The organism is Pseudoxanthomonas sp. PXM01 (assembly GCF_014851815.1).
Classification (GTDB): Bacteria; Pseudomonadota; Gammaproteobacteria; order Xanthomonadales; family Xanthomonadaceae; genus Pseudoxanthomonas_A.
The window spans coordinates 1,945,370-1,966,688 of the sequence record NZ_JACVAJ010000001.1 but is presented as its reverse complement, the minus strand read 5'-3'; the positions used below and the strand labels follow the sequence as shown (position 1 = coordinate 1,966,688).

Here is a 21,319-nt window from a genome sequence, read left to right as displayed (position 1 = left end):
GTCACGGCCGGGCCCGGCCTGTCAAGCCGCGGCGGGCGGCCAGACGCCGGGGCCGCGACCCCGGTCACGTCCGGCGGTTGCCGTCAGCGGGCCATCGACAGCAGTGTTCCGAAGGCCACCAGCATCAGGATCAGGGTGCCGCCGATCAGGAGGCCCCCGATGATCAGGACCACCAGAGCCACGGTGCCCAACTCCTCGCGCTGGCGCTCCGGCTGCGAGGTGAACGCCCACTTGTCGACCACCAGCGTGTCGCAAATCATGTCGTGCAGCGTCTGCTTGCGCGCAGTGAACGCCGCCATCAGGAAGCCGATGCAGAGGATGATGAACGACAGGAAGGCAGCCCAGTAGCGGCCGAAGCCCCGCAGGAAGCTGATCTTGTCACCGTCGGTGCGCACTACCTTGATGCCGATAGCGAGCTTGCCGGGCGTGGCCATCAGCCCGGCGGCCGAGTGGAACCACGCATAGGTCATGGACGTCAGCACGTAAGAGATGCCGGTTTCGCCCAGGTTGATCGCATCGGAGGCGAAGCCGCTGGAGAAGGAACTCCCGAACCCCAGCAGCCCGGCGATGATGGCGGCCAGGATGCCGACCGGCAGGCCGATGGCGAACGCGTCGATGAAGCTGGCCGCCACGCGCTTCCAGAAGCCGGCGTAGACCACGTGCGCTGCCGGCACAGCGGCCGCATATGCGCGCGTGCCGAAGTCAGCGCGTGGTGCCGCATAGGGGGAACCCGTCGCTGCGGATCCCTGTTCCGCCCGCGCGCTGGCGGCGGGGGCCACGTAGACGGGTTCGCTGGCCGTGAACACTGCGCGGCCGGTCAGCGGGCGCTCGGCTTCCAGCGCCGCCGCGGCGGGAGCCTCGGTCGCTTCGGGCACGGGCGGCGGGGGCGGCGTCATGTCCAGGCGCAGCTCCGGTGCCACGTTGATCAGCGCCGTCCATTCCTGCATGCCTTCGCGCCACACCAGCGAGTTCCGACCGAGCGTGCCGTCGCGGAACAGGTCGCCCACCATGCGGGGATCGACCGGACCATGGCGCTGTTGCTGCGCATCGACGTAATACCACTGCGTCATGACATGCCCTTCATCATCATCGCGCCCATGAAACCGTAGATCGCCAGGCTGCCGAGGATCATCAGCGCGGCCAGGACCAGGATCACGATGGTCACCACGCCCAGTTCGTCGCGCTGGCGTTCCGGGAACGCAGTGAAGGCCCATTTGTCGACCACCAGCGTGTCGCAGATCATGTCGTGCAGCGCCTGCTTGCGCTCGGTGAATGCCACCATCAGGCCGGAGATCAGTACACCCAGGCCGCAGGTGACCATGCTGAAGACCAGATACGCCAGCGAGCGCAGGAAGCTGCGCCAGAAGCTGGTGCGCTGGCCATCGGTGCGGACCACCTTGATGCCGACCGCCAGCTTGCCGAGGCTGGCCTGCAGTGAGGACGACTGCATCCAGCCGAAGTAGATGCAGGGCGCGAGGAACAGGATCGGATAGATCGCCAGCATCGAGGCGATGCCGGCCCCGGCAGCGAACGGATTGTCGGAGCCGCCGGCCCCCATCACGCCGACGCCGATGAGCATCAGCGGGATCATCAGCGCATAGCTGATGATGGTGGTGACGATGCTGTCGATGAAGCTGGCGGCGAACCGCTTCCACAAGCCCGCGTGCACGATGTGGCCGCCGGCAAAGACCGGCTGTGACGCGGCCAGGTCGGCGGTCGGCGGTGAGTACGGCGCATCCGCCGCCGGCACCGCGGCGTCCGCGATGGGCGCGGCCGGTGCGTCGAGTTGCAGGTTGAGTTCCGCCGCGACCGTGGACAACGGCTGCCACTCCTGCAGGCCGTCGCGCCACACCAGCGATGCCGCATGCAGGCGCGCGTGGCGCACGTGGCTTTCCAGTTCCTCGGCCGAGAACGGCCCCTGCCGATGCCCACCGGCGTCGGCGTAGTACCACTGCGTCATTGCATCATTCCCCGATGAAAAGCGTGGCCCGCGTCGCCACGCTGACGTTGTTCAGCCGCGACAGTCCAGCGGCAGCCACTTGTCGGGGATCTCCGACGAGCACTGCCATTGGCTGTGCTCGCTGCCCAGATCCCACCACAGTTTGCCGCCGTCGATCTCGGTGTTGCCCGTGTTGCGGAATTCCAGTTCGAAGCCGCAGGTGCCATCGTCGAACTCGCCGACGGTCGCGCGCGCGATGTAGGTGCTGGCGTAGCTCTCCGGCGTACCGATGCCGTCTTCGCCATTGCCGGGGCAACGCCCACCGCCGACGCGGACGGCTTCGACGTGCTGCTTCAGCGTCTGGCTCTCGGCGATGGCCTGCGTCACTTTGGCGCGCACCGTGTAGTCGTTGTACGCGGGAATCGAGATCGCGGCGAGGATCGCGCCGATGACCAGGCAGGGCACCAGCAGCACGGCGATGACGATCAGCGCGATCTTGCCGCCCGACATGCGCGGCTTGGGTGCAGGCGCCACGGGGGTACGCAAGAGACGGTCGTGCGGCGAGGTGCCGGCGGGCGCGGAGGGCGCAGGCGGTACCGGGGGCGGCGTGATGGTCGCTTCCGCAGGGGAGGGATTCAGGCCAATCTCGTCGGCGAAATCGCGCAGCGGCTGCCACTGCGACATGCCGTCGCGCCAGACCAGGCTGTCCAGCGCGACGCGTCCGTAACGGAAATGGGTGACCAGTTCATCCGACGAGACCGGGCCGTGCTGTTCACGGTTCCGGTCGGCGTAATACCAACCCGACATGCTTCCCCCTGAAGCGGATCAACGCCTCAGTGTACCGGCTCGGGCTCGTCGGCAAACATCTGGGTTTCCATCCACGCGTAGGCGGCTTCGGAACCCGGCTGGTTGAACAGCACCATCAGCACGACCCACTTCAGGTCGTCCAGGTCCAGCTCGTCCTGGTCCAGCGCCATGGCGCGGTCCAGCACCAGCTCGCGCTGGTCCGCGTCGAGGACGCCATGCTGTTCCAGGAACAGCAGGAAGCCGCGGCAGTCGACGTCCAGTTTCTCGAGTTCCGGACCGTGGAAGACGCGGGTCGGGCCACCGACGCGCGGCGTGGATGCTGCGGGCCGCTGGTCGGCGAGGGCGTCGAGCCAGTCGAAGGCCTTGCTGATCTCGGTGGGGCTGAAGCCGGCCTGGATCAGGCCGTTCTGGAGAGAGTCGCGGTCGCGGACGGGGTCCGCATCTTCGGTGAAGTAGTGTTCGAACAGGTACAGCAGTACATCCAGGATGCTCTCTTTCATTGCCCCTCGGCCTGCGTCAACGACGCTGTGGAGGTGAAGAAACCGGTCTTTCTCTGGTATCGGCCGTGTTCCGCCGTTACTAAGCCATCCAGTTCCATGACCAGCAGCATGGAGGACAGTTCTGCGGCCGTCAATCCGGTCCGTGAGACGAGCTGATCCATACCTGTTGGGTCATGACCGAGTGCGTCCCACAATCGCTGGTAGTCGGCATCCAGACGCAGGGGCGTCTCTCCCGGGCCTGCGATCACCCCCGATTCAGCCTCGCCAAGCCGGGCGCGCAGGGCGTCGGCGAGGTCCGCTGCCAGGTGGACGAGGGCATCGACGACTTCACGGGGGTCTTCGACGAGGGCGGCGCCGTCGCGGATCAGCCGATGGCAGCCACGGGCCCTGGGGTTGTGGATCGAGCCGGGAACGGCAAAGACCTCGCGTCCGGCTTCACCGGCTTGCCGGGCGGTAATCAGCGCCCCGGATTGTTCGGCCGCCTCGATGACCAGCGTGCCCAGCGCCAGCCCGGCGAGGATCCGGTTGCGGGCCGGGAAGTGGCTGCGCACCGCGGGCGTACCGGGAGGATGCTCGCTGACCACGGCGCCCTGTATGGCCAGCCGGTCGCGGAGGCGGTCGTGGGTGGGCGGATAGGCGATGTCGGGACCCGTGCCGACCACCGCCACCGTCGTGCCGCTGCCCGCTGCCAGTGCAGCTTCGTGTGCCGCCGCATCGATACCCCGTGCCATGCCGCTGATCACGACGATCCCTGCCGAAGCGAGCGTGCGCGCGAAGTAGTGGGCATTGTCGCGGCCGCCGCTGGTCGGGCTGCGGCTGCCGACGATGGCGACCGCGGGGCGCCAGAGCAGGGTGGGGTCGCCATCGACGAACAGCGCGAGCGGCGGGCTGGACATCGCGCGCAACTGGGCGGGGTAGTCCGCATCGTGCCAGCCCAGCAGATGGTGGCCGGAGACCTGCAGCCAATGCTGTGTACGAGCAAGTGCAGGGGGGATGTCGTCGCCCTGCAGGCGCGCTGTCTGGACCGCGTCCAGTCCTTCCTCCCGCCATGCGCGTGCACCCGCCGCGATCGCAGCGACAGGCGATCGCCACCGCTCCAGCAGGCGGCGGCGGGGCAGGACGGGGCCGCCGGCCAGGACCAGCCGGGCCAGGGCCATCGTGTCTTCGTTGGGCATGCGGGCCAGCGTAGGCCCGGAACGACGACGGCGCCCTCAGGCGCCGTCGCGGTGTTGCGTAGGACTTGCCTGACCCGCGTCAGTACGTCGCGTCGGGGTGCTTCAGCTCGTAGCCGACACGGGTGACATCCACACCTTCCATCACCAGCGCGTAGCTGACCTTGTCGAAGGTACGGAACACCATCGCATGGCTGGCGTACTCGTCCGGCAGGCTGACGCGACCGGCGCCCGACTTCGTCGACTCGCTGATGCGTGACGACTCCGGGTGCGCCATGCGGTTGGCCGTATGGGTGCCGTTGCGCCAGATCGAGAACACCGTGCCGTTGTCCACGCCGTCCAGGCGGCCGCCGGAAATGGCGATCACGTCGCGCGTGCCTCCGGAGGTGAGGGCATCAGCCACCGCCAGCACACGCAGCTTGCCAGCCGGATCGGCGGCGGGCGGGTGCGGGAAGAAGTGCAGATCGTAGGGCTGGGCATCGACCGGGATCAGTCGATCGCCGACGCGCACTTCATGGCCGCCGATATCGGCCACCAGCGTGCTGACTTCGGTGCCCGGCACGACGCCGCGGGTGAAGGTCGCCACGTTGACCTTGGCAAGTTCGTAGCCCAGAAAAGCACCCTTGCCTGTCTGCTCGACGATGTCCTTCCACTGATCCACTTCGCCGCGGATGGACTTGCCGCGGAAATCCAGGTCCTGGGCGCGCGGGTTGTCGGTGAACCGGGCGGTGGGACGCACGACCAGGAAGCGCTGGCCGGCCTGTGCGCCATCGAGGCCACGCACGTAGATGTTGTGGCCACCGGAACCGCGCAGGCGGTCCTCTTCCAGCGCTGCCACATGCGGCAGGTGGTCGAAGCTGTCGACGATGCGGCGATCCTTCAGGTAGGCCTCGATGTCGGACAGCGGAATGGCATTGAGCGGCGCTTCCTGGCGCGGACCCGGCTGCACCGCGACGCGGTCCAGGTAGGCCAGGCTGATGACGTCGCCCGGATAGATCAGGTGCGGGTTCTGGATCTGCGGGTTGGCCTGCCAGATCTCCGGCCACAGCCACGGCTTCTTGAGGAAGCGGGCCGAGATGTCCCACAGCGTGTCGCCACGCTTGACCACGTAGGTATCAGGATGGCGTTCCGCCATCTCGGCGGCAGCCGCATAGGTGCCGACGGTCAGCACCGCAACGGCGAAAACCGTACGAAAACATTTAAACATGGCGGTATCTACCTGATTCCCCGACAGGTGGTCAGCACTATAGTCCAGAAAACCCGGCGCAACGCAAGCGCCCGCGTTAGAATTCGTGAGGCCTTGCCGGATTCCACTGGCGCCCCCATACCGAGACGTACCATGGCCCTGCTCCCCATCCTCGAATTCCCCGATCCGCGCCTGCGCACGAAGGCGGCAGCGGTCGACGCCGGACATGTGACGACGCCCGCATTCCAGCGCCTGCTCGACGACATGTTCGAGACCATGTACGACGCGCCCGGCATCGGCCTGGCCGCCAGCCAGGTGGACGTGCACCAGCGCTTCATGGTCATCGACATCAGCGAGGAGAAGAATCAGCCGCAGGTCTTCATCAACCCCGAACTGAGCGACAAGCTGGGCGAACAGGTCTATCAGGAAGGCTGCCTGTCGGTGCCCGGCATCTTCGCGGACGTTACCCGCGCCGACGAGATCACCGTACGTTTTCTTGACCGCCAGGGCCAGCCGCAGGAGCTGCGTGCCGACGGCCTGCTGGCGGTGTGCATCCAGCACGAGATGGACCACCTGGATGGCAAGTTGTTCGTCGACTACCTCTCGCCGCTGAAGCGCGAGATGGTGCGCAAGAAACTGGCCAAGCAGCGCAAGCACGTCGCCTGACGTGCACCTGCGGCGGGATCGGGTGACCGGGGTGTCCCCGCCCGCTTCATCCCCCTTTCCGGAACCCGCACTCCCATGAGAATCATCTTCGCCGGCACGCCGGCGTTTGCCGTGCCCAGCCTTCGCGCGGCGCATGCCCACCATGAGGTGGTCGCGGTCTATACCCAGCCCGACCGTCCTGCCGGTCGCGGGCGCGGGCTGACGCCATCGCCGGTGAAGCTGGAGGCGATCCAGCGCGGCATTCCGGTGCTGCAGCCGTTGTCGTTGAAGAAGCGGTCCACCCAGGACGCGCTGCGCGACATGCAGGCGGACGTGATGATCGTGGTCGCCTACGGTCTGATCCTGCCGCAGGCGGTGCTCGACATCCCGCAGTACGGGTGCTGGAACGTACACGCCTCGCTGCTGCCGCGCTGGCGCGGTGCGGCGCCCATCCAGCGTGCGATCGAGGCCGGTGATGACGAGACCGGCGTCTGCCTGATGCAGATGGAAGCGGGCTTGGACACCGGACCGGTGCTACTGGCTCAGAGCCTGCCGATCGGGCCGGACGACACGGGTGGTCAGTTGCATGACCGTCTGTCGGACCTTGGCGCGCAGGTGCTGCGCGATGCGCTGGGTCTGCTGCGCGCGGGTGTCCGTCTGCCGCCGCACCCGCAGTCGGAGGTGGGCGTCGAGTACGCGCACAAGCTGGACAAGGCAGAGGCGAAGCTGGACTGGACGCAGCCTGCCGAGGTGCTGGCGCGCAAGGTGCGCGCCTTCAACCCATGGCCGATCGCCGAAGCGCAGGTCGCCGGCGAACGTCTGCGCATCCACGGCGCGGTGGCGGTCGGGCAGGCGCATGCCGCGTCGCCGGGCACCTTGCTGGCCGCCAGCCGACAGGGCCTGGATATCGCCTGTGGCGAGGGCGTGCTGCGCGTGCGCGTCGTCCAGCGAGAGGGTGGCAAGGCGATCACGGTCGCGGATTACCTTAACGCGCGACGGGACCTGGTGTCGCCGTGAGTACGCAGGCCGGCGTCGCGGTGCGCGTGATGGCCGCCCGGGTGGTGGATGCGGTGATGCACCGCGGCCGCTCGCTGAAGGCGGAACTGGCCACGAACCTGCCCCGCATCGAGGACGCCCGCGATCGCGCGCTGCTGGAGGCGATCTGTTTCGCGGCACTGAGATCGCGTGCCCGCAGCGAGGCGGCATTGACGGCGTGGATGGCCAAGCCGCTGGGACGCGCCGACAACGAACTGCGCGCGTTGCTGCATGTGGGCTTCGCACAGGTGGTGGTGATGGGATTGCCGGCGCATGCGGCCCTGTCGGCGACCGTCGAGGCGGTGCGTGCCCTAGGGCGTCCCCATCAGGACAAGCTGGTGAACGCGCTGCTCCGGCGCGCGCAACGCGAAGGGTTGCCATCCGCGCCTGCCGATGCCCTGTGGCCCGTCTGGCTGCGGCAGCAGGTGCGCGAGGACTGGCCGGCGCAGGCGGACGCGATCTTCGCGGCCAGCCACCAGGAGGCACCGCTCTGGTTGCGGGTCAACCGGCGGCGTCTTACCCGTGAGGCCTACCTGGAATGCCTGGGGGAGGCCGGTATCGCCGCCGCGCCGGCGGACGGCGTGCCCGATGCCCTGGTGCTGGATGCGCCGGTGGCGGCCACGGCATTGCCGGGTTTCGCCGCTGGCGATGTCTCCGTGCAGGATGGAGCGGCGCAGTGCGTTGCTGATCTGTTCCATGATCTTCCGCAGGGTGCGCGCGTACTCGATATGTGCGCGGCGCCCGGGGGCAAGACCGCACATCTGCTTGAGCGGGACCCGACGCTGCAGGTGCTCGCGCTGGATGTCGACGACCGGCGCCTGCAGCGCGTGCGCGAAACGCTGCAGCGCGTAGGCGTGGATGCGCAGCTGCGCGCCGCCGATGCCGCGGACACGGCGGCATGGTGGGACGGGCAGCTTTTCGATGCGGTGTTGCTGGATGCGCCCTGTTCGGCGACCGGCATCGTGCGCCGGCAGCCGGACGTGCTGCTGCACCGGCGCCCGGAAGACCTGGCGGCGCTGGTCGCTCTGCAGGCGCGCCTGCTCGATGCGGCTTGGCACGTGCTGCGTCCGGGGGGGCGATTGGTCTACGCGACCTGTTCCCTGCTGCGGAGGGAGAACGCGGATCAGATCGATGCTTTCCGCGTGCGACATCCTGACGCACGGATCGAGCTCGCGGGAGAGCGTTGGGGTCATCTCGACGGTGCGGGGCGCCAGCGCCTGCCTGGCGAACAGGACATGGATGGATTCTTCTACGCGTCAATGCGCAAAGCGTGAGTCGCGTTGCAGGATGCCACGCAGGTATCCCATCTCACGGTAACGGGCGTTCGCGGATTCTTGGCATGCGGCATACTTCCCGCGTGCCGGCAGGCCATCGATTCACGTCACGTTGACGTTGTGGCGGAGGGGATGGCGCAGACTTCCTGACCCAGGAGGTTTCCGGGCCGCTGCTTTCATGATCGTGCTGTTGCCATTCGCAGGACCCGAGGACATGCAGGAAAGGAGTACACGTCGACAGGATGTCGCGCGCGGGTCGGCGTGGCTTGCCGGATTCAGCGCAGCCGCGTTGCTGGTGGTGCCGAAAGGCCTTTCGGTCTTCGCCGTGTTGATGCTGGCCGCAACGGTGCTGGCCTTGCCCGACGCCTGGCGCAGCCGCCGGCCTGTGCCGCAGGCGCTGTACGTCCTGTTGGCGGCCGCGCTGGGGGTGGTTGCGGTCGTGGCAGTGTCCATGTGGATGGATGGCGCGCCGCTATCGGTGCTGGACAATCCATCGCGCGCGTTGCTGTTGCCGTGGTGTGCGTGGCTCGCATGGACGACGCGTGTGCGCATGTCAGGCTTGTGGTACGGCGCGCTGACGGGCTTGCTGATCGCGTTCGTCGTTTCCATTGCGCAGATGTCGCTGGGCGTCGAACGGGCCAGCAGCGATGCGAACCCGATCGTGTTCGCCAATGCGGTGCTGGCGCTGCTGGTCATCGCCGTGTTCTGTCGCCCGGCGCACGACGGCAGAGCCCTGAAGTTGCTGCTGGCCATCGCGATCGTGCTCGCCAATGTGGTGGTCATCCTCAGCGGCAGTCGCGGGGTTCTGCCCGGACTCGGGCTGGTGATGCTGATGCTGCTGGTCGGCACGGCGTCCCGCCATCGCTGGTGGCGCCTGGGGGGCGCGGTCTGCCTGCTGTGTGCGCTGTTTGTCGCCATGTGGAGCGTGCCATGGCTGTCCAGTCAGTTCCGGCTCGACCAACTTCACGACGATGTGTCCGGCTTCGCCGTCGGCGAAGTAGACCAGCCCATCAGTGCGCGCATGGCGTTGTTGTCGGTCGCGTGGGACGCGTTCCGCGAGTCGCCGCTGACAGGTGCGGGGGTTGGGACTTTTGCCGACCGGATCGATGCCAGCACGTATTGCGAGGATGCGCAGCGGCACTTCTGCGGGCTGGGCCATGCGCACAACGACCTTGCGCAATGGGGGGCGACGATGGGGCTGATTGGCGTCGCTGGCCTGGCGATGCTGTACCTGGCGCCGCTGTGGGTGGCTGCGCGACAGATCCGGCGCGAACACCTTCATGTACCCATCGGGCCGGCATGGACGGTTGGCATGCTGGTAGCTACCTACATGGTGTCGGGACTGACACAGTCGATGTTCGCCCATGCGCTCAGTACCAGTGCCTTCGTCGTGTTCGTGGGACTGTTGCTGGGGAGCGCCTTGCCGCCAAGGCAAATCAACGGCGTGTCCGGGTAGCGCAACGGGCGTGACGGGACTGTCAGCGCATGCGGCGCTGGCGGGACCGTAGAAGCCGTGTGTGCTCAGCGATCTTCATCGGGACAATCCCTGCGCTCCTGCGACGGCAGATGCACGGCGCAGGAGCGCAGGGGACGATCTTCGCGGCCGGCCTCGCTGCGGGCCAACCGCAGGCATGCGCTCCGCTATGCCTTTCGGAGGTGAGGGCTGGAAGCGGGGACTAGGTGGCGTCGGTGGATGGCGGCGTCGACCATTGAGGTCGGTGTTGCTTGCTTCCCCTCTCCGTAAGAGAAGTCCCGACGGGCTGAAGGTGCGGGTCGCTTCCTGGGTCGGTCGATGACTCGGGGCTGGCCAGCAGCTGAAGGTAGATATTCTCCGTCCGCCGAATGAAACGTTCGATCCCGAACTCGGCCACTGCGTGTTCGCGTGCGGCCCGCCCTCGCCGCCACAGATCTTCGCGGTCTTCCAGCATGGAGCGCAACGCCTTCGCCATCGCCTCGTGGTCGTGTACCGGCACGACCCAGCCGTCCTCGCCATCACGCACGTTTTCAGGCAAACCCGCGTAGTTGGTCACCATCACGGGTTTTCCCATCGCCATCATTTCGCGGCAAGCGAACGAGATCGTCTCGACATCGTAGGACAGCACAAAGCCGGCATCCAGCGAAGCGATCATCGGACGGACATCGTCAAGCATGCCGGGGAAATGGAAGTACTCACGCAGGCCCGACTGTTCCAGCAGCTGGTGTTGCGACTGCGATGGAGGGTGCCCGGCGATGATGACATCGACGCGCCGACGGTCTTCGTCGGACAGCAACATCAATGCGGAAACCAGGTCGGTCCAGCCCTTGTAGTCCGCCGTACCGGCGTTGCTGCCAATCCGCAGCCGTACTCCGTCACGGTGGCTGGGATGCGTTAGAGGCGGCGAATAGAAGGTGGTGTCGACGCCGTTGTGAACGGTCTCCGGATCGCAACGGCGGTAGGGTGTCGCGTGCAACTGGCGGAGAACGTAATCGCAGACAGCGATGGCCTTGTCGGTTCCGAAGCGTGCGCGCCACAGATGCTGCAGCCCCACCATCGATTTGGTGTTGTGCTTCGTAACGACGATGCGGGGGCGATGCTTCAATCCCCGCACTGCGGCCATCACCAGGCGGTGGTCCGCGGAGCCATTGACGTGCACGATATCGAAGCGATGTTCGGCGAGATACGCGTGCAGCCTCGCGCGAGCGCGCTGGCGCGCCCGCCAACGGCGCAGTCCGTTGGGGTAGGTCTGGGCGAATGCACTGACGTTCGGGAACGCCTGGGTTTCGCGGAACAGTCGACTCTCCCCGGGGACTGCCACATGCACGTCATGACGTTGCGCCAGCCCGCGTGCCAGTTCGCGGATGTACGTCGTGTGGCCGCCGCCGCTACCGCTGTGGAAATTGGTGTACAGCAGTTTCATGCGGGGAGCCGGCCGGTGAAAGCGCAATAGAGAAAGGGCGTCATCGTGAGTCGCAATGGCTCTTCTTCCCGATGCCGGTAGAACTTGTGGACGTCGATTCGCCGCGTGTTTCTTGCCCGTCGGGAGGCGCGCCTCAGCGTGCCTGCGGGTCGGCGGAGCAGGGGCGTCACTGGGCAGCTTCCGGCGTGCGCTCGCCGCCCCGGAGGCAGCACTCCAGCGCGGCCAGCTGACGGGCATTCCAGCGCTGGGCGTCGGCAAAGGCGGCCTGGCCCATCGTGCGCCGCGCCGCGGCATCCTTGGACAGGCGGACGATTTCGTCGGCGAACGCCTGATGATCCTGGTCCGCCACGACGACGACGCCATTCCTGAAGTCTTCCGGCAGGCCACGGACGCCAGTGGCTGTTGAAACGGTCGCAACCCCAGAGCCCATGGCGTCCAGCAGCTTGATGTTGATGCCGGTGCCCGCGACCGTCGGGTTGACCGACAGGGGCGTTCGAGCGAACGCCTGGTGGAGGTCGTCAACAAAGCCCAGCTTCTCCACATTCGGAAGATCTGGCAGCCAGTTGCATATGGAGCCGGCGACCCTCAGCCTGAAATCAGGGATCTCGCTTACAACGCGCGGCAATACGTGATCGAGGAACTGCCGCAAGGAGATCTGGTTCGACAGCATGTTGGTGCCGAGGTACAGCGCCACATGATCTGCGCCATGATCGGACACCGCCTGGTCAAGGCCGATGAAGTGACTGACGACGGCGATATCCGGATTGCGTTCGCCATGGTGGTTTTCCCCCAGCTGTCTGCGGAAGTTCTCCGCTTCTTCCCGCTGGATGGCGATGGCGGCATCGGCGCGTCGCAGGCCCCTGTTTTCCTCGTCGCGGGTGAGTGAAACCCAGTATCCCTTGCGGAAACCCCTTGCAACGAAGGCGCGGTGCCTGTCGGCGAAGGAATCATGCGTGTCCAGTAGTTTGCGCGTGGTGGCCGGAAATGCATCCAGGGCCCGCGAATTGACCGCGTACTCGACGATGACTGCATCGAATTCCCGCTTCAACGCCTGCAGCTGGAGGGTCCAGGCCTCCCGCCAGCTCTCGTCCAGGCGTGAGTAGTGGCTGCGGTCGTTTCCCAGCCTGCGCAGTATCTTCCGTCTTCGGCGCAACAGCTTGCCGCGGAGCCAGAAGGCTGCGCGCGACAGCCGTCTTCCGTTGTCCAGGTGCAGGAAATCCTGCGTGCCGAAGAACGCCACATGAGAAGCCGTGTCTGGCTTCTGGGTATCCAGCTTCGAAGTGAAGTGGATGAACGTCAATTCATGGCCGAGCGTCTTGATTGCCTTGCACAGTTGCAGAATGCGGACGCTATGGCCTGCCTTGGCCGGAAAGACGGGCGTCATGGAGACAACCGCGATCTTCATCGGCGGGCGGTCGGGACGAAGGCCATCCGCGTCGACCGTGGCGGAGGCGCGAGGAGATCCAGCGTTCTCAGCCTGCTGCATCAGGGGGCGATCAGTCATGCTGGCGAGACCAATCGTGCGAGCCGCGAGACGCAGGAGAGCCGGCGCCACCGACGACCAAAGTGCGCTGCATGGGGGGTGGGGGGGTCAGGGTGAAGTCACAATTGTCCGGGGCGCGTGTGTCAGCGCTAGGTGGCGCCCGCAGGTGAGACAGCCGTCAGTCAGATACACGGCGAAACGCAGGTTTCGTGGGGCTCGCCGCCGATCTGGTCTGGGCCCTAGAATGTGACCATGTCGCCGCTGCCCCTGTCCCTAGTCGTCATCACCCAGAACGAGGCGGCCAACATCGGCAGATGCCTGGATAGTGTGTCCTTCGTCGCAGAAAAGCTGATCGTCGACAGCGGCAGCACCGACGGCACCATCGCTATCGCGCAGGCCCATGGCGCCAGGGTGGTGCACCAGGACTGGCTGGGCTTCGGGCCGCAGCGCAATGCCGCGAGTATTCACGCCGCCCACGACTGGATCCTGGTCCTGGATGCCGACGAGTTCCTGTCTCCGGAACTTGCCGCGCAACTCGAGGAGGAGCTGCCTGCACTGATGGCATCGGGGAAGGCCGGTGCCTGGTTGCGGCGCCGTACCTGGCTGATGGGGGCGCCGATGCGCTGGTACCGGCCGATGGTCGGGGAGCGGTCGGCTCGCATCTACCATCGCGGCCGCGCGCGCTGGACCGATGCACGCGTGCATGAATCCTTGCGATTCGATGGCGAGACGGTGGAGTTCAAGGCGCCGTTCAACCACGCCGACAACCCCAGCCTGGTGCACAAGCAGCTGAAGGTGTTGCGTTACAGCGAACTGAAGGCGCTCGACTGGCGCGACAAGCAGCGGCCGGTCCGCATGTGGCTGACGCCCCTGGTCTATCTGTCCAGCTTCATCAAGGACTACCTGTTGCGCCTGGCGTTTCTGGACGGCTGGCGCGGCTTCATCATCGCGCAGACCGCGGCCAGCTACGCCACCTATAAGCGCATGCGCTACTACGAGATGCAGCGCAATCCCGCCTCCGTCGACGCCGCGCACCGCAAGCTCGCCCGCCACGAACTGGAACACTGATGGCCAAGCACTATCTCCTCTACGGCTCGGAGCGCTACGCGCTCGCCATCCTGCGCCCGCTGCAGGACGCCATCCGCGCACGCGGCGGCGAGGCGGCGTGGTTCTTCGATGGTCCCGGCGCCGAAGACCTGCGTCCGGACGAGAAGCTGCTGACCACGACCGAAGAGGTGCGGCGCTGGAACGCCATTGCGGTGATCACCGGCAGCAACGCGGTGCCGCACTTCTTCCCGGGGGTGAAGGTCGAAACCTTCCATGGTTTCGATGCCGGCAAGCCGCGGCATATCTATATCCGCGGATTCTTCGATCTGTATTGCACCACCGGGCCCAACGACACCCGCGCGTTCTCCGAGATCGCCGAGCGCGTGGGCCATTTCAAGGTCGTCGAGACCGGCTGGCCGAAGATCGACCCCTTCATGCAGGACATCGCCGGTGGCCTGCCCCCGGTGCGCAAACCGCCCGTCATCCTGTACCACTCCACGTTCTCGCCTTCCTGGAGCGCGGCGGAGACGCTGTACGAAGAAGTGAAGCGGCTGTCGCGCGACGGTGAATGGAAGTGGATCGTGACCTTCCACCCTAAGATGAATCCGGACACCGTGGCGAAGTTCCGCGCGATCGAGAACGAGCACCTGCGTTTCGCCGACGACGACAACATCCTCGACCTGTTTCCGCAGGTGGACATGATGTGTTCGGACACCTCGTCCGCGCTCAACGAGTTCCTGCTCACGCACAAGCCGGTGGTGACGTTCAAGAACCGGCGCCCGGGTCCGCAGCTGATCGACATCGACGATGCGGCCCAGTTCGAGCCGGCGATCCGCCGCGCGCTGTCGAGGCCGCCGGAACTGATGCAGGCCATCGTCGCGTATGCCGACAGCATCCACCCGTACCGCGACGGCCGCTCCAGCGAGCGCGTGCTGGATGCCATCGATGCGTTCATCGCGGCGGGTTCACGCAACCGCAAGTCCAAGCCGATGAACCTGTGGCGCAAGTTGAAGATTCGCCGGCGCATCGGGTACTGGGGTCCGGCCTGAGGCCGGGACGGAAGGCACTACCGGCTGTCATCTGGGCGAGGGACAATCCATTTGGGAACGAGCGTCGAGCCGAGGGGGCATCGACGCCGTGCACGTGTGGAGGGCACCATGAAGATCACCGTCATCGCCAGTACGTACAACGCCGAGGAATGGCTGGAGAAGGTCCTGCTGGGCTACCGCTGCCAGACCTGGCGCGATTTCGAGCTGATCGTGGCAGACGACGGATCGCGCGCATCGACCCGCGCGCTGGTGGAGCGGTTCGCCGCCGACTATCCGGTGCCGTTGCGGCATGTCTGGCACGAAGACGAGGGCTATCGGCGCCAGGAAATCCTCAACGTAGCCATCCTGGAAGCGCGGCACGACTACCTCCTGTTCACCGACGGCGACTGCATCCCGCGGCGCGATTTCGTGCAGATCCACGCCGAGCAGGCGGAGCCGGGGCGATTCCTTTCCGGCGGTTACTGCAAGCTGAGCATGAAACTCAGCAAGGCGATCGGCGCCGACGATATCCGCGACGGACGCGCCTTCGATCGTGGCTGGCTGCGCGCACAGGATCGTCTCGGCCTGTCGAACACGCTGAAACTGGGCGCGGGCGCGCTGGCGGGCCGGTGGCTGGACACCGTCACCACGACGCGGCCGACGTTCAACAACTGCAATTCATCGGCATGGAAGTCGGATCTGCTGGCGATCAACGGCTACGACGAGCGGATGAAGTACGGCGGGCCGGATCGCGAGCTGGGCGAACGGCTGGAGAATCATGGCGTCCGCGGCAAGCAGGTCCGCCACCGCGCCATCTGCGTGCACCTGGATCATGCGCGCGGCTACAAGACCCGCGAGTCGGTGGAACGCAACCTCGCCATCCGCGCGCAGACGCGCGCGCAGCGCATCACCTGGACGCCGTACGGCATCGACAAGACCGCCCCGTCCAAGGCGGGCTGAATCCGGGGAATCAGAGCGCTGCTCGGGTCGGCAGCGCCTCCCAGGCTGCGATCACGTCCGCGGTGGGGATGTCGCGCACACGGCTGGCCTCGCCCTGCTCGCCGCCGAGTACGGTGATCGCGCCGGGTCCGATCGGGCGCCATTTCGCCGGAGAGGCGGCGCCGAACATGACGACCAGAGGGCAACCGAGCGCGGCGGCCGCGTGCGCGGGCCCGGTGTCGACCGAGACCAGGCTGTGCGCCTGCTCAAGCAGCGCGAGCAGGCGCGGGATCGGCAGTTCGCGTGCGGCGTTGTGCATGCGGGGATCGCGACCGGCTGCGGTCGCGATCTCTTCCAGTACCGCGTGCTCGGCGGGCGATCCGCACAGCACGATGCGCGCCTCGGGCAGATCGCGCCAGACCGATGCCGCCAGCGCAGCCCATGCCTGCGGCGGCCAGTACTTGGGGTGCGAGGCCGTCGCCACATTGCCCCGCTTGTGCGTGCGCTTGTTGCCGGGCTGGAACAGCACGCAGGGGCCTTCCAGTCCCTGTCCGGCACGCCATTGGGCGAGGTCGCGGCGATCCTCTTCGGTGATCTGCAGGCGTGGATAGCGGTACGCGAGCGGATCGACCTCGCGCGTCGGATACGTGTGGTCTGGATCGCGCATGCCGATCCGCAGCCAACGGTCCGGCCACAGACGCGTGATGCCGCCGCTTTCGTCGTCGTCGCGGGTGCGTTGCACGCGGTCGTCCGGATGCAGGCCGGCGCGCGTCAGCAGCTGCAGGGTCGCGGCATCGGTGTCGCAGACGTAGACGGGGCCGCGCCCCCGTGCCCGCAGCCAGCGGACGGCGGCCCACTGGCTGGGACAGATCAGGTAGGGCGTGTTGCGGCTGGTGACGATCCGGACGTGTCCAATCTCCGGCAGGGGCTCCAGCAGGGGTTCGGTCCAGCCCCCGGAGCCCAGCACGTCGACACGCTGGCCATACCGTGCATGCAGCAGCCGGACCATGGTGGTCAGCATCACCACGTCGCCGAAGGCGCCGCAGCGCACGACCAGGGGAGGCGCGGAGGTCATGTCGTTCACGGTCAAGCGGACTTCCCCAGCTCATGCAGATGCCGATACTTGCGGACCACGGCGCGCGCGTGGCTGGCATGGAACCACCAGCCCTGGCGACCGTCGCGCCAGGCACCGCGCAGCAGGTACATCTTCAGCCAGTAGGCGGCCGCATGCGTCCATGGGCTGATCGCGGAGCAGCGCTTGCCCTCCTCGTGCCGCTGTTCGGCCCACAGGCGCGCATAGCGGTCGTTCTTGGCGCGATGCGCGTCCAGCGTGCGCGCCGTGTTGTGCTCGATGACGATGTCGCTGTCCTTCACCCGCTTGCCGGCGAGGTCGGGTTTCTCATGCACGCGCATCGGCAGGTAGCGATGGTCCGGCCGCACCAGCCGCTCGGTGCGCTCGAATCCGCTCAGCATGCGACCCAGGAACCAGTTGCATCGCCTCAACTTCCACACGTCGGCCTGCTCGACGGCGCCGCTGGCGAACAGCGCGCGCAGCGGCGCCTCGCTGCCGTCGGCGAGCCACTCGTCCGCATCCATCAGCAACAGCCAGGGTTGGGTGGCGCGGCGGATGGCCTCGTTCTTCTGGCCGGCGAACCCCAGCCAGTCCTGGTGCTCGACACGCGCGCCATGCGCCCGCGCCAGTTCGACCGTTCCATCATCGGATCCACAGTCCAGCACCAGGATCTCGCTGCACACGCCCTGCAGCGACGCGAGGCAGCGACCCAGCCGGTCGGCCTCGTTCTTGGTGATGATCACCGCGGACAGGGGAAGGGGAGGGGTCATGGCGTCGGGAGGGGCATCGACATCGGGTCACCAGTGCAGGCGTCGCCGCGCCAGCGCGGTGATCAGTCGTTCGTGGACGGCTACGGCGTCGGCCTCGGGGATGAAGCGCAGCGCCAGCGGCGCTGACATGCCGCCGGCACCGGCCGTGTCCAGCCACAGCGTCGCGGTCCCCATGCGATGGTCCAGCGGCGAGCGCGACAGGCGTAGCGCCTGCAGCTTGTCGATCTCGGCGAAGCGCCAGTAGCGGGACCACCAGCCGCTGCGCACGGCGACCAGATGGTCGTCCAGCGCCCATCCGATCCGATGTGCCTGCCGGCGTGCGGCATAGGCGGCCGCAAGCATCCACGCCATCCCGGGAAACCACAGCCAGGCGCCGAACTGCCAGGCGACCAGTGCCGTCACCGGCAGCAGCCATGCCAGCGAAGGCAGCCACAGGCGCCAGCGCGCGGACGCATCGACCGCCTGCCAGTCGTCGCGCGGCCATTGCGCCTGCGGCAACAGGTGGGAGATCAGCGCATCGCAGGCGCCGGGTGCTGCGATGGGGGCGACATCCTTGAGTGCGCGCATGTCCTGCTGCCCCGATTTCTCGGCGACCGCCGTGTCGATGCGCAGCGAGCGGCGACCGAACAGGCGGTGCAGCACGCCTTCGTGCAGCGTCCACGCCTGGATGCGCCGGCGCGCGACGCTGGTGCGCAGGCGCGCGAACAGGCCGCGTTCCACCATCAGGCGGCGCGGCTCTTCGGTCAGGCGGAATCCGTGGAACTGCGACAGGGCCAGCGCGACGGACAGCAGACGCACCAGGGCCAGCGCGACGCCGATCAGGGCGATGCCGCCCGCGGCGCCGGCCAGCCAGCCCAGGTGCAGGCCTTCGGCATAGCCGTAAGCCTGTTTCGCGCCCTGGCGGAAGAACTGCTCCATCATGCTCTCGGGCAGGATCTGCCACGCGGCACCGAAGCCCGCGGCCACCACGATCATGCCGCGATTGGAGATCAGGCCCAGCCGCAGGACTTCCATCGTCGACAACGACAGCAGGGTGGTGCCCTGGTCGCGCGGCACTGCCTCCTGTCCAGGGGCAACCGGCGCGGCTTCATGCGACTGGTGGCGGACCAGGTCTTCCAGCGCCAGCGCCTCGTGCAGGCCGAGCACGCGCATCTGCGCTTCCGGCTTGGTGCCGCCGGCCGACTCCAGCCTGACTTCGGCCACGCCGAACACGCGGTGCAGCAGCGACTGATGCACGACCACGTTGTGGATGCGCGAGAACGGGATCTCGCGGCGCGACCGGTGCAGCAGCCCTTCGCGTACGGTCAGTCCGTCGCGCCCGATCGTGTAGCGATAGGTGAAGTACTGCAGGATGGCCAGCACCACCAGCACCGTGATGCCGATGATGGGCGCGAACGAGGCCCACAGCTCGCCGTCGCCGCTGCTCCTGCGCGCGCCGAACACCACCAGCGCGACCAGCGGGAAGATGAACTGTTTGAGCTGCTGCAACAGCACGAACAGCCACGACCAGGGATGCAGGCGGCGTTCGTCGGGAGGCGCGCCGTGGAGTGCTCCGTCCATCACAGGGCGTCGTCGTGGTCGACCTGGGTCGCCAGCCGCTCGCGCAGCCGCTCTGCATCGTCCGCATCCAGGCCCGACACGGTGACGGCGGCCATGCGGGTGCCGGCCGTGTGCACGACCAGCGTGGACAGTCCGGCGCTGCGCTCCAGCGGCCCGCGTTTCAGGTCGAGGTGTTGCACGCGCGAAATGGGCACGTGCGTTTCGCTCTGCCACCAGTTGCCGCGGCGCACCGCGAATCCGCGATCGTCGAGGCGCCAGCGCGTGCGCCGGTGGCGCTTGACGGCGACCCAGGCGCCCACCGCGGCACCGATGAGGGCGGCCGCCGGCACGGCGAGCCAGGGCGAGACGACATCCGTCGATCGGGAGATGAAGAACACCGGGAAGCCGAGCGGGAACAGCAGTGCTGCCCCGCCGAGCGCGGCGAGCCAGGCGCCGCGACCGGGCAAGGCATGCCACGCGTCGTTCGGAGATGCATCTATGTCGGGGGATGTCACTGCTTGCCTACCCTGAGTTCGTCGATCATGCGGTAGTCGAGCACATAGTCGCGCCCACCGCGATAGCGGCTCAGGCGCGCCTTCATCCGCTTCAGGATCGCCGCCCGATCGCGGCCGGTGTATTCCGGATCCGCGCCCATCTTGTTCACGGCAAGCTGCTGGAAGCGGACCGCCTGCTGGAAGTCGCGGTTGGCGGCCAGCGCCGCGGCCACCGTGTCGAGTTCAGCCCATCCGAGGGAGTCCTCGCGGCCGATCATGTACTGCGCGAGTGCCAGTGCCTGGGCAGGATCACGCTGACCGTCCACCGGGCAGGTGGCCCAGATCCAGACGCGCTCGTTGCGCGCGCTTTCCACGCCGGCTTCCTCGGCGCGCGTGGCCCACTCGGCGGCCTGCCTGCAATCGCGCGGCAGCCCGGCCATGCCATCCAGATAGTAGTTGGACTGGGCCAGCAACGCGTCGGCTGGCGTGCCCTGGGCGGCCGCGCGTTGCAGGTGGGGCAGGGCGCGCAGCGCCGCCGCATCCGTCTGCCCGTCTTTTCCGTCGGTGATCGCCATGAAGGCCATCCAGGCCGCCAAGCCATGTCCGTTCTGGCTGGCCTTCTCCCACCACGCCAGGCCGGCCGCCTCGTCCTTGGGTGCGACGGCCGGCATCTCGCCCAGGTAGGTGATGTTGCCCGCCGCGTACTGCGCGAGCGCGTCGCCGTCCTCCGCCTTGCGGAAAATGGCACGCACACGCAGCTGCTGCCATTGGTCGTAGTCGGGCCAGGCCTCGTTGAGCCGTGTGCGTCTGGCGGCGTCGTCCAGTGGCGCGCGGTCCAGGGTGGCCAGACTGGGCGCCGGCCCTTTCAGTGCATTGGAGACCGACATTTCCAGCACGCGGGATTCGCTCATCCCGGTACGCCGGATCTGCTCGTCCATGACGACGGACATATCCCCCACCATCGACATGTAGAGGAAGCGCCAATGACCGTCTTCGCGCACGAACGCCGGCCCGAAATGGAATTGTGTCTCCGTCGGCGGGCTCAGTTCCCCGATGGCCTGGTCACCCAGAATGGTGACGTGCGACAGGCTCGGCAACGCCATTCCCGCCTGGGACGCCCGCACATTGATCCAGCCGCGACTCACGCAAAGCGTGGCCACCGCGCGGGCGTCCATGGCCTGCAGGGCGTCGTCGGACTGCGATGCGCGCAGGAGGTAGACGACGATACGGTCGAGGACCGGAAGGCGGCGCAGCTGCTCCGTCGAGGCATACAGCGCCATGTCGCGAAGAAACCCCACATGCGCAAGGCTGGACGCCGACAGCATGTCCACGGACTCGACCTTGTCCTGGCTGCTCAGCGTGCTGTAGCGCTCCCAGGTCCGCGACACGTCGTTCATCGCGGACACGTCCTGTGTCGCCCATGCCGGCAGCGCCAGCACGCCAGCCAACATCCCGGTCAGCCATCCCCGTATCCGCATCGTCATCACCTGTT

Annotated in this window: 20 protein-coding genes; 7 read left to right on the top strand and 13 right to left on the bottom strand. The window is 67.3% G+C overall.

Features of this window, described 5'->3' with window-relative positions; genetic code table 11:
• Positions 1–83: 83 nt before the first annotated feature.
• From IB230_RS09035 to IB230_RS09010, 6 genes are all read right to left on the bottom strand, one after another.
• On the bottom strand, positions 84–1,070 hold the full coding sequence (locus IB230_RS09035) for an RDD family protein (RefSeq protein ID WP_192271114.1): 987 nt from the start codon (positions 1,068–1,070) through the stop codon (positions 84–86).
• Positions 1,067–1,960, bottom strand: a complete 894-nt coding sequence (locus IB230_RS09030) for an RDD family protein (protein ID WP_192271112.1) — start codon at positions 1,958–1,960, stop codon at positions 1,067–1,069. Before IB230_RS09030 ends, IB230_RS09035 begins: the two co-directional genes overlap by 4 nt.
• A 51-nt stretch (positions 1,961–2,011) precedes the next feature.
• A complete protein-coding gene (locus IB230_RS09025; RefSeq protein WP_192271110.1) occupies positions 2,012–2,746 on the bottom strand; it encodes a GYF domain-containing protein in 735 nt (244 codons plus the stop codon).
• Between the two features lie 26 nt (positions 2,747–2,772).
• Entirely contained in the window at positions 2,773–3,246 is a 474-nt protein-coding gene (locus tag IB230_RS09020) for a DUF494 family protein (RefSeq protein WP_055937630.1), read from the bottom strand.
• Positions 3,243–4,421 (bottom strand): DNA-processing protein DprA, encoded by a 1,179-nt coding sequence (gene dprA / locus IB230_RS09015; protein WP_192271102.1) that lies wholly within the window; start codon positions 4,419–4,421, stop codon positions 3,243–3,245. Before dprA ends, IB230_RS09020 begins: the two co-directional genes overlap by 4 nt.
• Positions 4,422–4,500: 79 nt before the next feature.
• Complete coding sequence (locus IB230_RS09010; protein WP_192271094.1) at positions 4,501–5,625, bottom strand: LysM domain-containing protein; 1,125 nt, start codon at positions 5,623–5,625, stop codon at positions 4,501–4,503.
• Positions 5,626–5,757: 132 nt separating this feature from the next.
• On the opposite strand from IB230_RS09010, the gene def reads away from it, so the two are divergent.
• From def to IB230_RS08990, 4 genes are all read left to right on the top strand, one after another.
• Positions 5,758–6,270, top strand: a complete 513-nt coding sequence (gene def, locus IB230_RS09005) for a peptide deformylase (RefSeq protein ID WP_192271092.1) — start codon at positions 5,758–5,760, stop codon at positions 6,268–6,270.
• A gap of 75 nt (positions 6,271–6,345) precedes the next feature.
• Positions 6,346–7,266: a methionyl-tRNA formyltransferase gene (gene fmt / locus IB230_RS09000; RefSeq protein WP_192271090.1), complete on the top strand. Its 921-nt coding sequence runs from the start codon at positions 6,346–6,348 to the stop codon at positions 7,264–7,266.
• A complete protein-coding gene (gene rsmB / locus IB230_RS08995) occupies positions 7,263–8,558 on the top strand; it encodes a 16S rRNA (cytosine(967)-C(5))-methyltransferase RsmB (RefSeq protein WP_343227279.1) in 1,296 nt (431 codons plus the stop codon). Before fmt ends, rsmB begins: the two co-directional genes overlap by 4 nt.
• Before the next feature lie 178 nt (positions 8,559–8,736).
• Positions 8,737–10,014 (top strand): O-antigen ligase family protein, encoded by a 1,278-nt coding sequence (locus tag IB230_RS08990; protein ID WP_192271088.1) that lies wholly within the window; start codon positions 8,737–8,739, stop codon positions 10,012–10,014.
• Positions 10,015–10,234: 220 nt separating this feature from the next.
• On the opposite strand, the gene IB230_RS08985 is transcribed toward IB230_RS08990, so the two are convergent.
• On the bottom strand, positions 10,235–11,455 hold the full coding sequence (locus IB230_RS08985) for a glycosyltransferase family 4 protein (protein ID WP_192271086.1): 1,221 nt from the start codon (positions 11,453–11,455) through the stop codon (positions 10,235–10,237).
• Between the two features lie 166 nt (positions 11,456–11,621).
• Positions 11,622–12,959 carry a glycosyltransferase family 4 protein gene (locus IB230_RS08980; protein ID WP_192271084.1) on the bottom strand — a complete coding sequence of 446 codons (1,338 nt, stop codon included), beginning with the start codon at positions 12,957–12,959 and terminating at the stop codon, positions 11,622–11,624.
• A 231-nt stretch (positions 12,960–13,190) separates the two neighbouring features.
• On the opposite strand from IB230_RS08980, the gene IB230_RS08975 reads away from it, so the two are divergent.
• The 3 genes from IB230_RS08975 to IB230_RS08965 all read left to right on the top strand — a co-directional run bounded on the left by IB230_RS08975 (position 13,191) and on the right by IB230_RS08965 (position 15,973).
• On the top strand, positions 13,191–14,006 hold the full coding sequence (locus IB230_RS08975; RefSeq protein WP_192271082.1) for a glycosyltransferase family 2 protein: 816 nt from the start codon (positions 13,191–13,193) through the stop codon (positions 14,004–14,006).
• Positions 14,006–15,034 (top strand): CDP-glycerol glycerophosphotransferase family protein, encoded by a 1,029-nt coding sequence (locus IB230_RS08970; protein ID WP_192271080.1) that lies wholly within the window; start codon positions 14,006–14,008, stop codon positions 15,032–15,034. The genes IB230_RS08975 and IB230_RS08970 overlap by 1 nt, the downstream gene beginning before the upstream one ends.
• Before the next feature lie 108 nt (positions 15,035–15,142).
• On the top strand, positions 15,143–15,973 hold the full coding sequence (locus IB230_RS08965) for a glycosyltransferase family 2 protein (protein WP_192271078.1): 831 nt from the start codon (positions 15,143–15,145) through the stop codon (positions 15,971–15,973).
• A 10-nt stretch (positions 15,974–15,983) separates the two neighbouring features.
• On the opposite strand, the gene IB230_RS08960 is transcribed toward IB230_RS08965, so the two are convergent.
• The 5 genes from IB230_RS08960 to IB230_RS08940 are packed head-to-tail and all read right to left on the bottom strand — an operon-like array spanning position 15,984 to position 21,158.
• Positions 15,984–17,036, bottom strand: a complete 1,053-nt coding sequence (locus IB230_RS08960; RefSeq protein ID WP_343227292.1) for a glycosyltransferase family 9 protein — start codon at positions 17,034–17,036, stop codon at positions 15,984–15,986.
• A gap of 2 nt (positions 17,037–17,038) precedes the next feature.
• Positions 17,039–17,794 (bottom strand): glycosyltransferase family 2 protein, encoded by a 756-nt coding sequence (locus IB230_RS08955; protein ID WP_192271074.1) that lies wholly within the window; start codon positions 17,792–17,794, stop codon positions 17,039–17,041.
• A gap of 27 nt (positions 17,795–17,821) precedes the next feature.
• Positions 17,822–19,354, bottom strand: coding sequence for a PH domain-containing protein (locus tag IB230_RS08950; protein ID WP_192271072.1), 1,533 nt, complete (start codon positions 19,352–19,354; stop codon positions 17,822–17,824).
• The gene (locus tag IB230_RS08945; RefSeq protein WP_192271064.1) at positions 19,354–19,848 is read right to left on the bottom strand and encodes a PH domain-containing protein; all 495 of its coding nucleotides are present in this window, start codon (positions 19,846–19,848) and stop codon (positions 19,354–19,356) included. The genes IB230_RS08950 and IB230_RS08945 overlap by 1 nt, the downstream gene beginning before the upstream one ends.
• The gene (locus tag IB230_RS08940) at positions 19,845–21,158 is read right to left on the bottom strand and encodes a sel1 repeat family protein (protein WP_192271062.1); all 1,314 of its coding nucleotides are present in this window, start codon (positions 21,156–21,158) and stop codon (positions 19,845–19,847) included. The genes IB230_RS08945 and IB230_RS08940 overlap by 4 nt, the downstream gene beginning before the upstream one ends.
• Positions 21,159–21,319 lie beyond the last annotated feature (161 nt).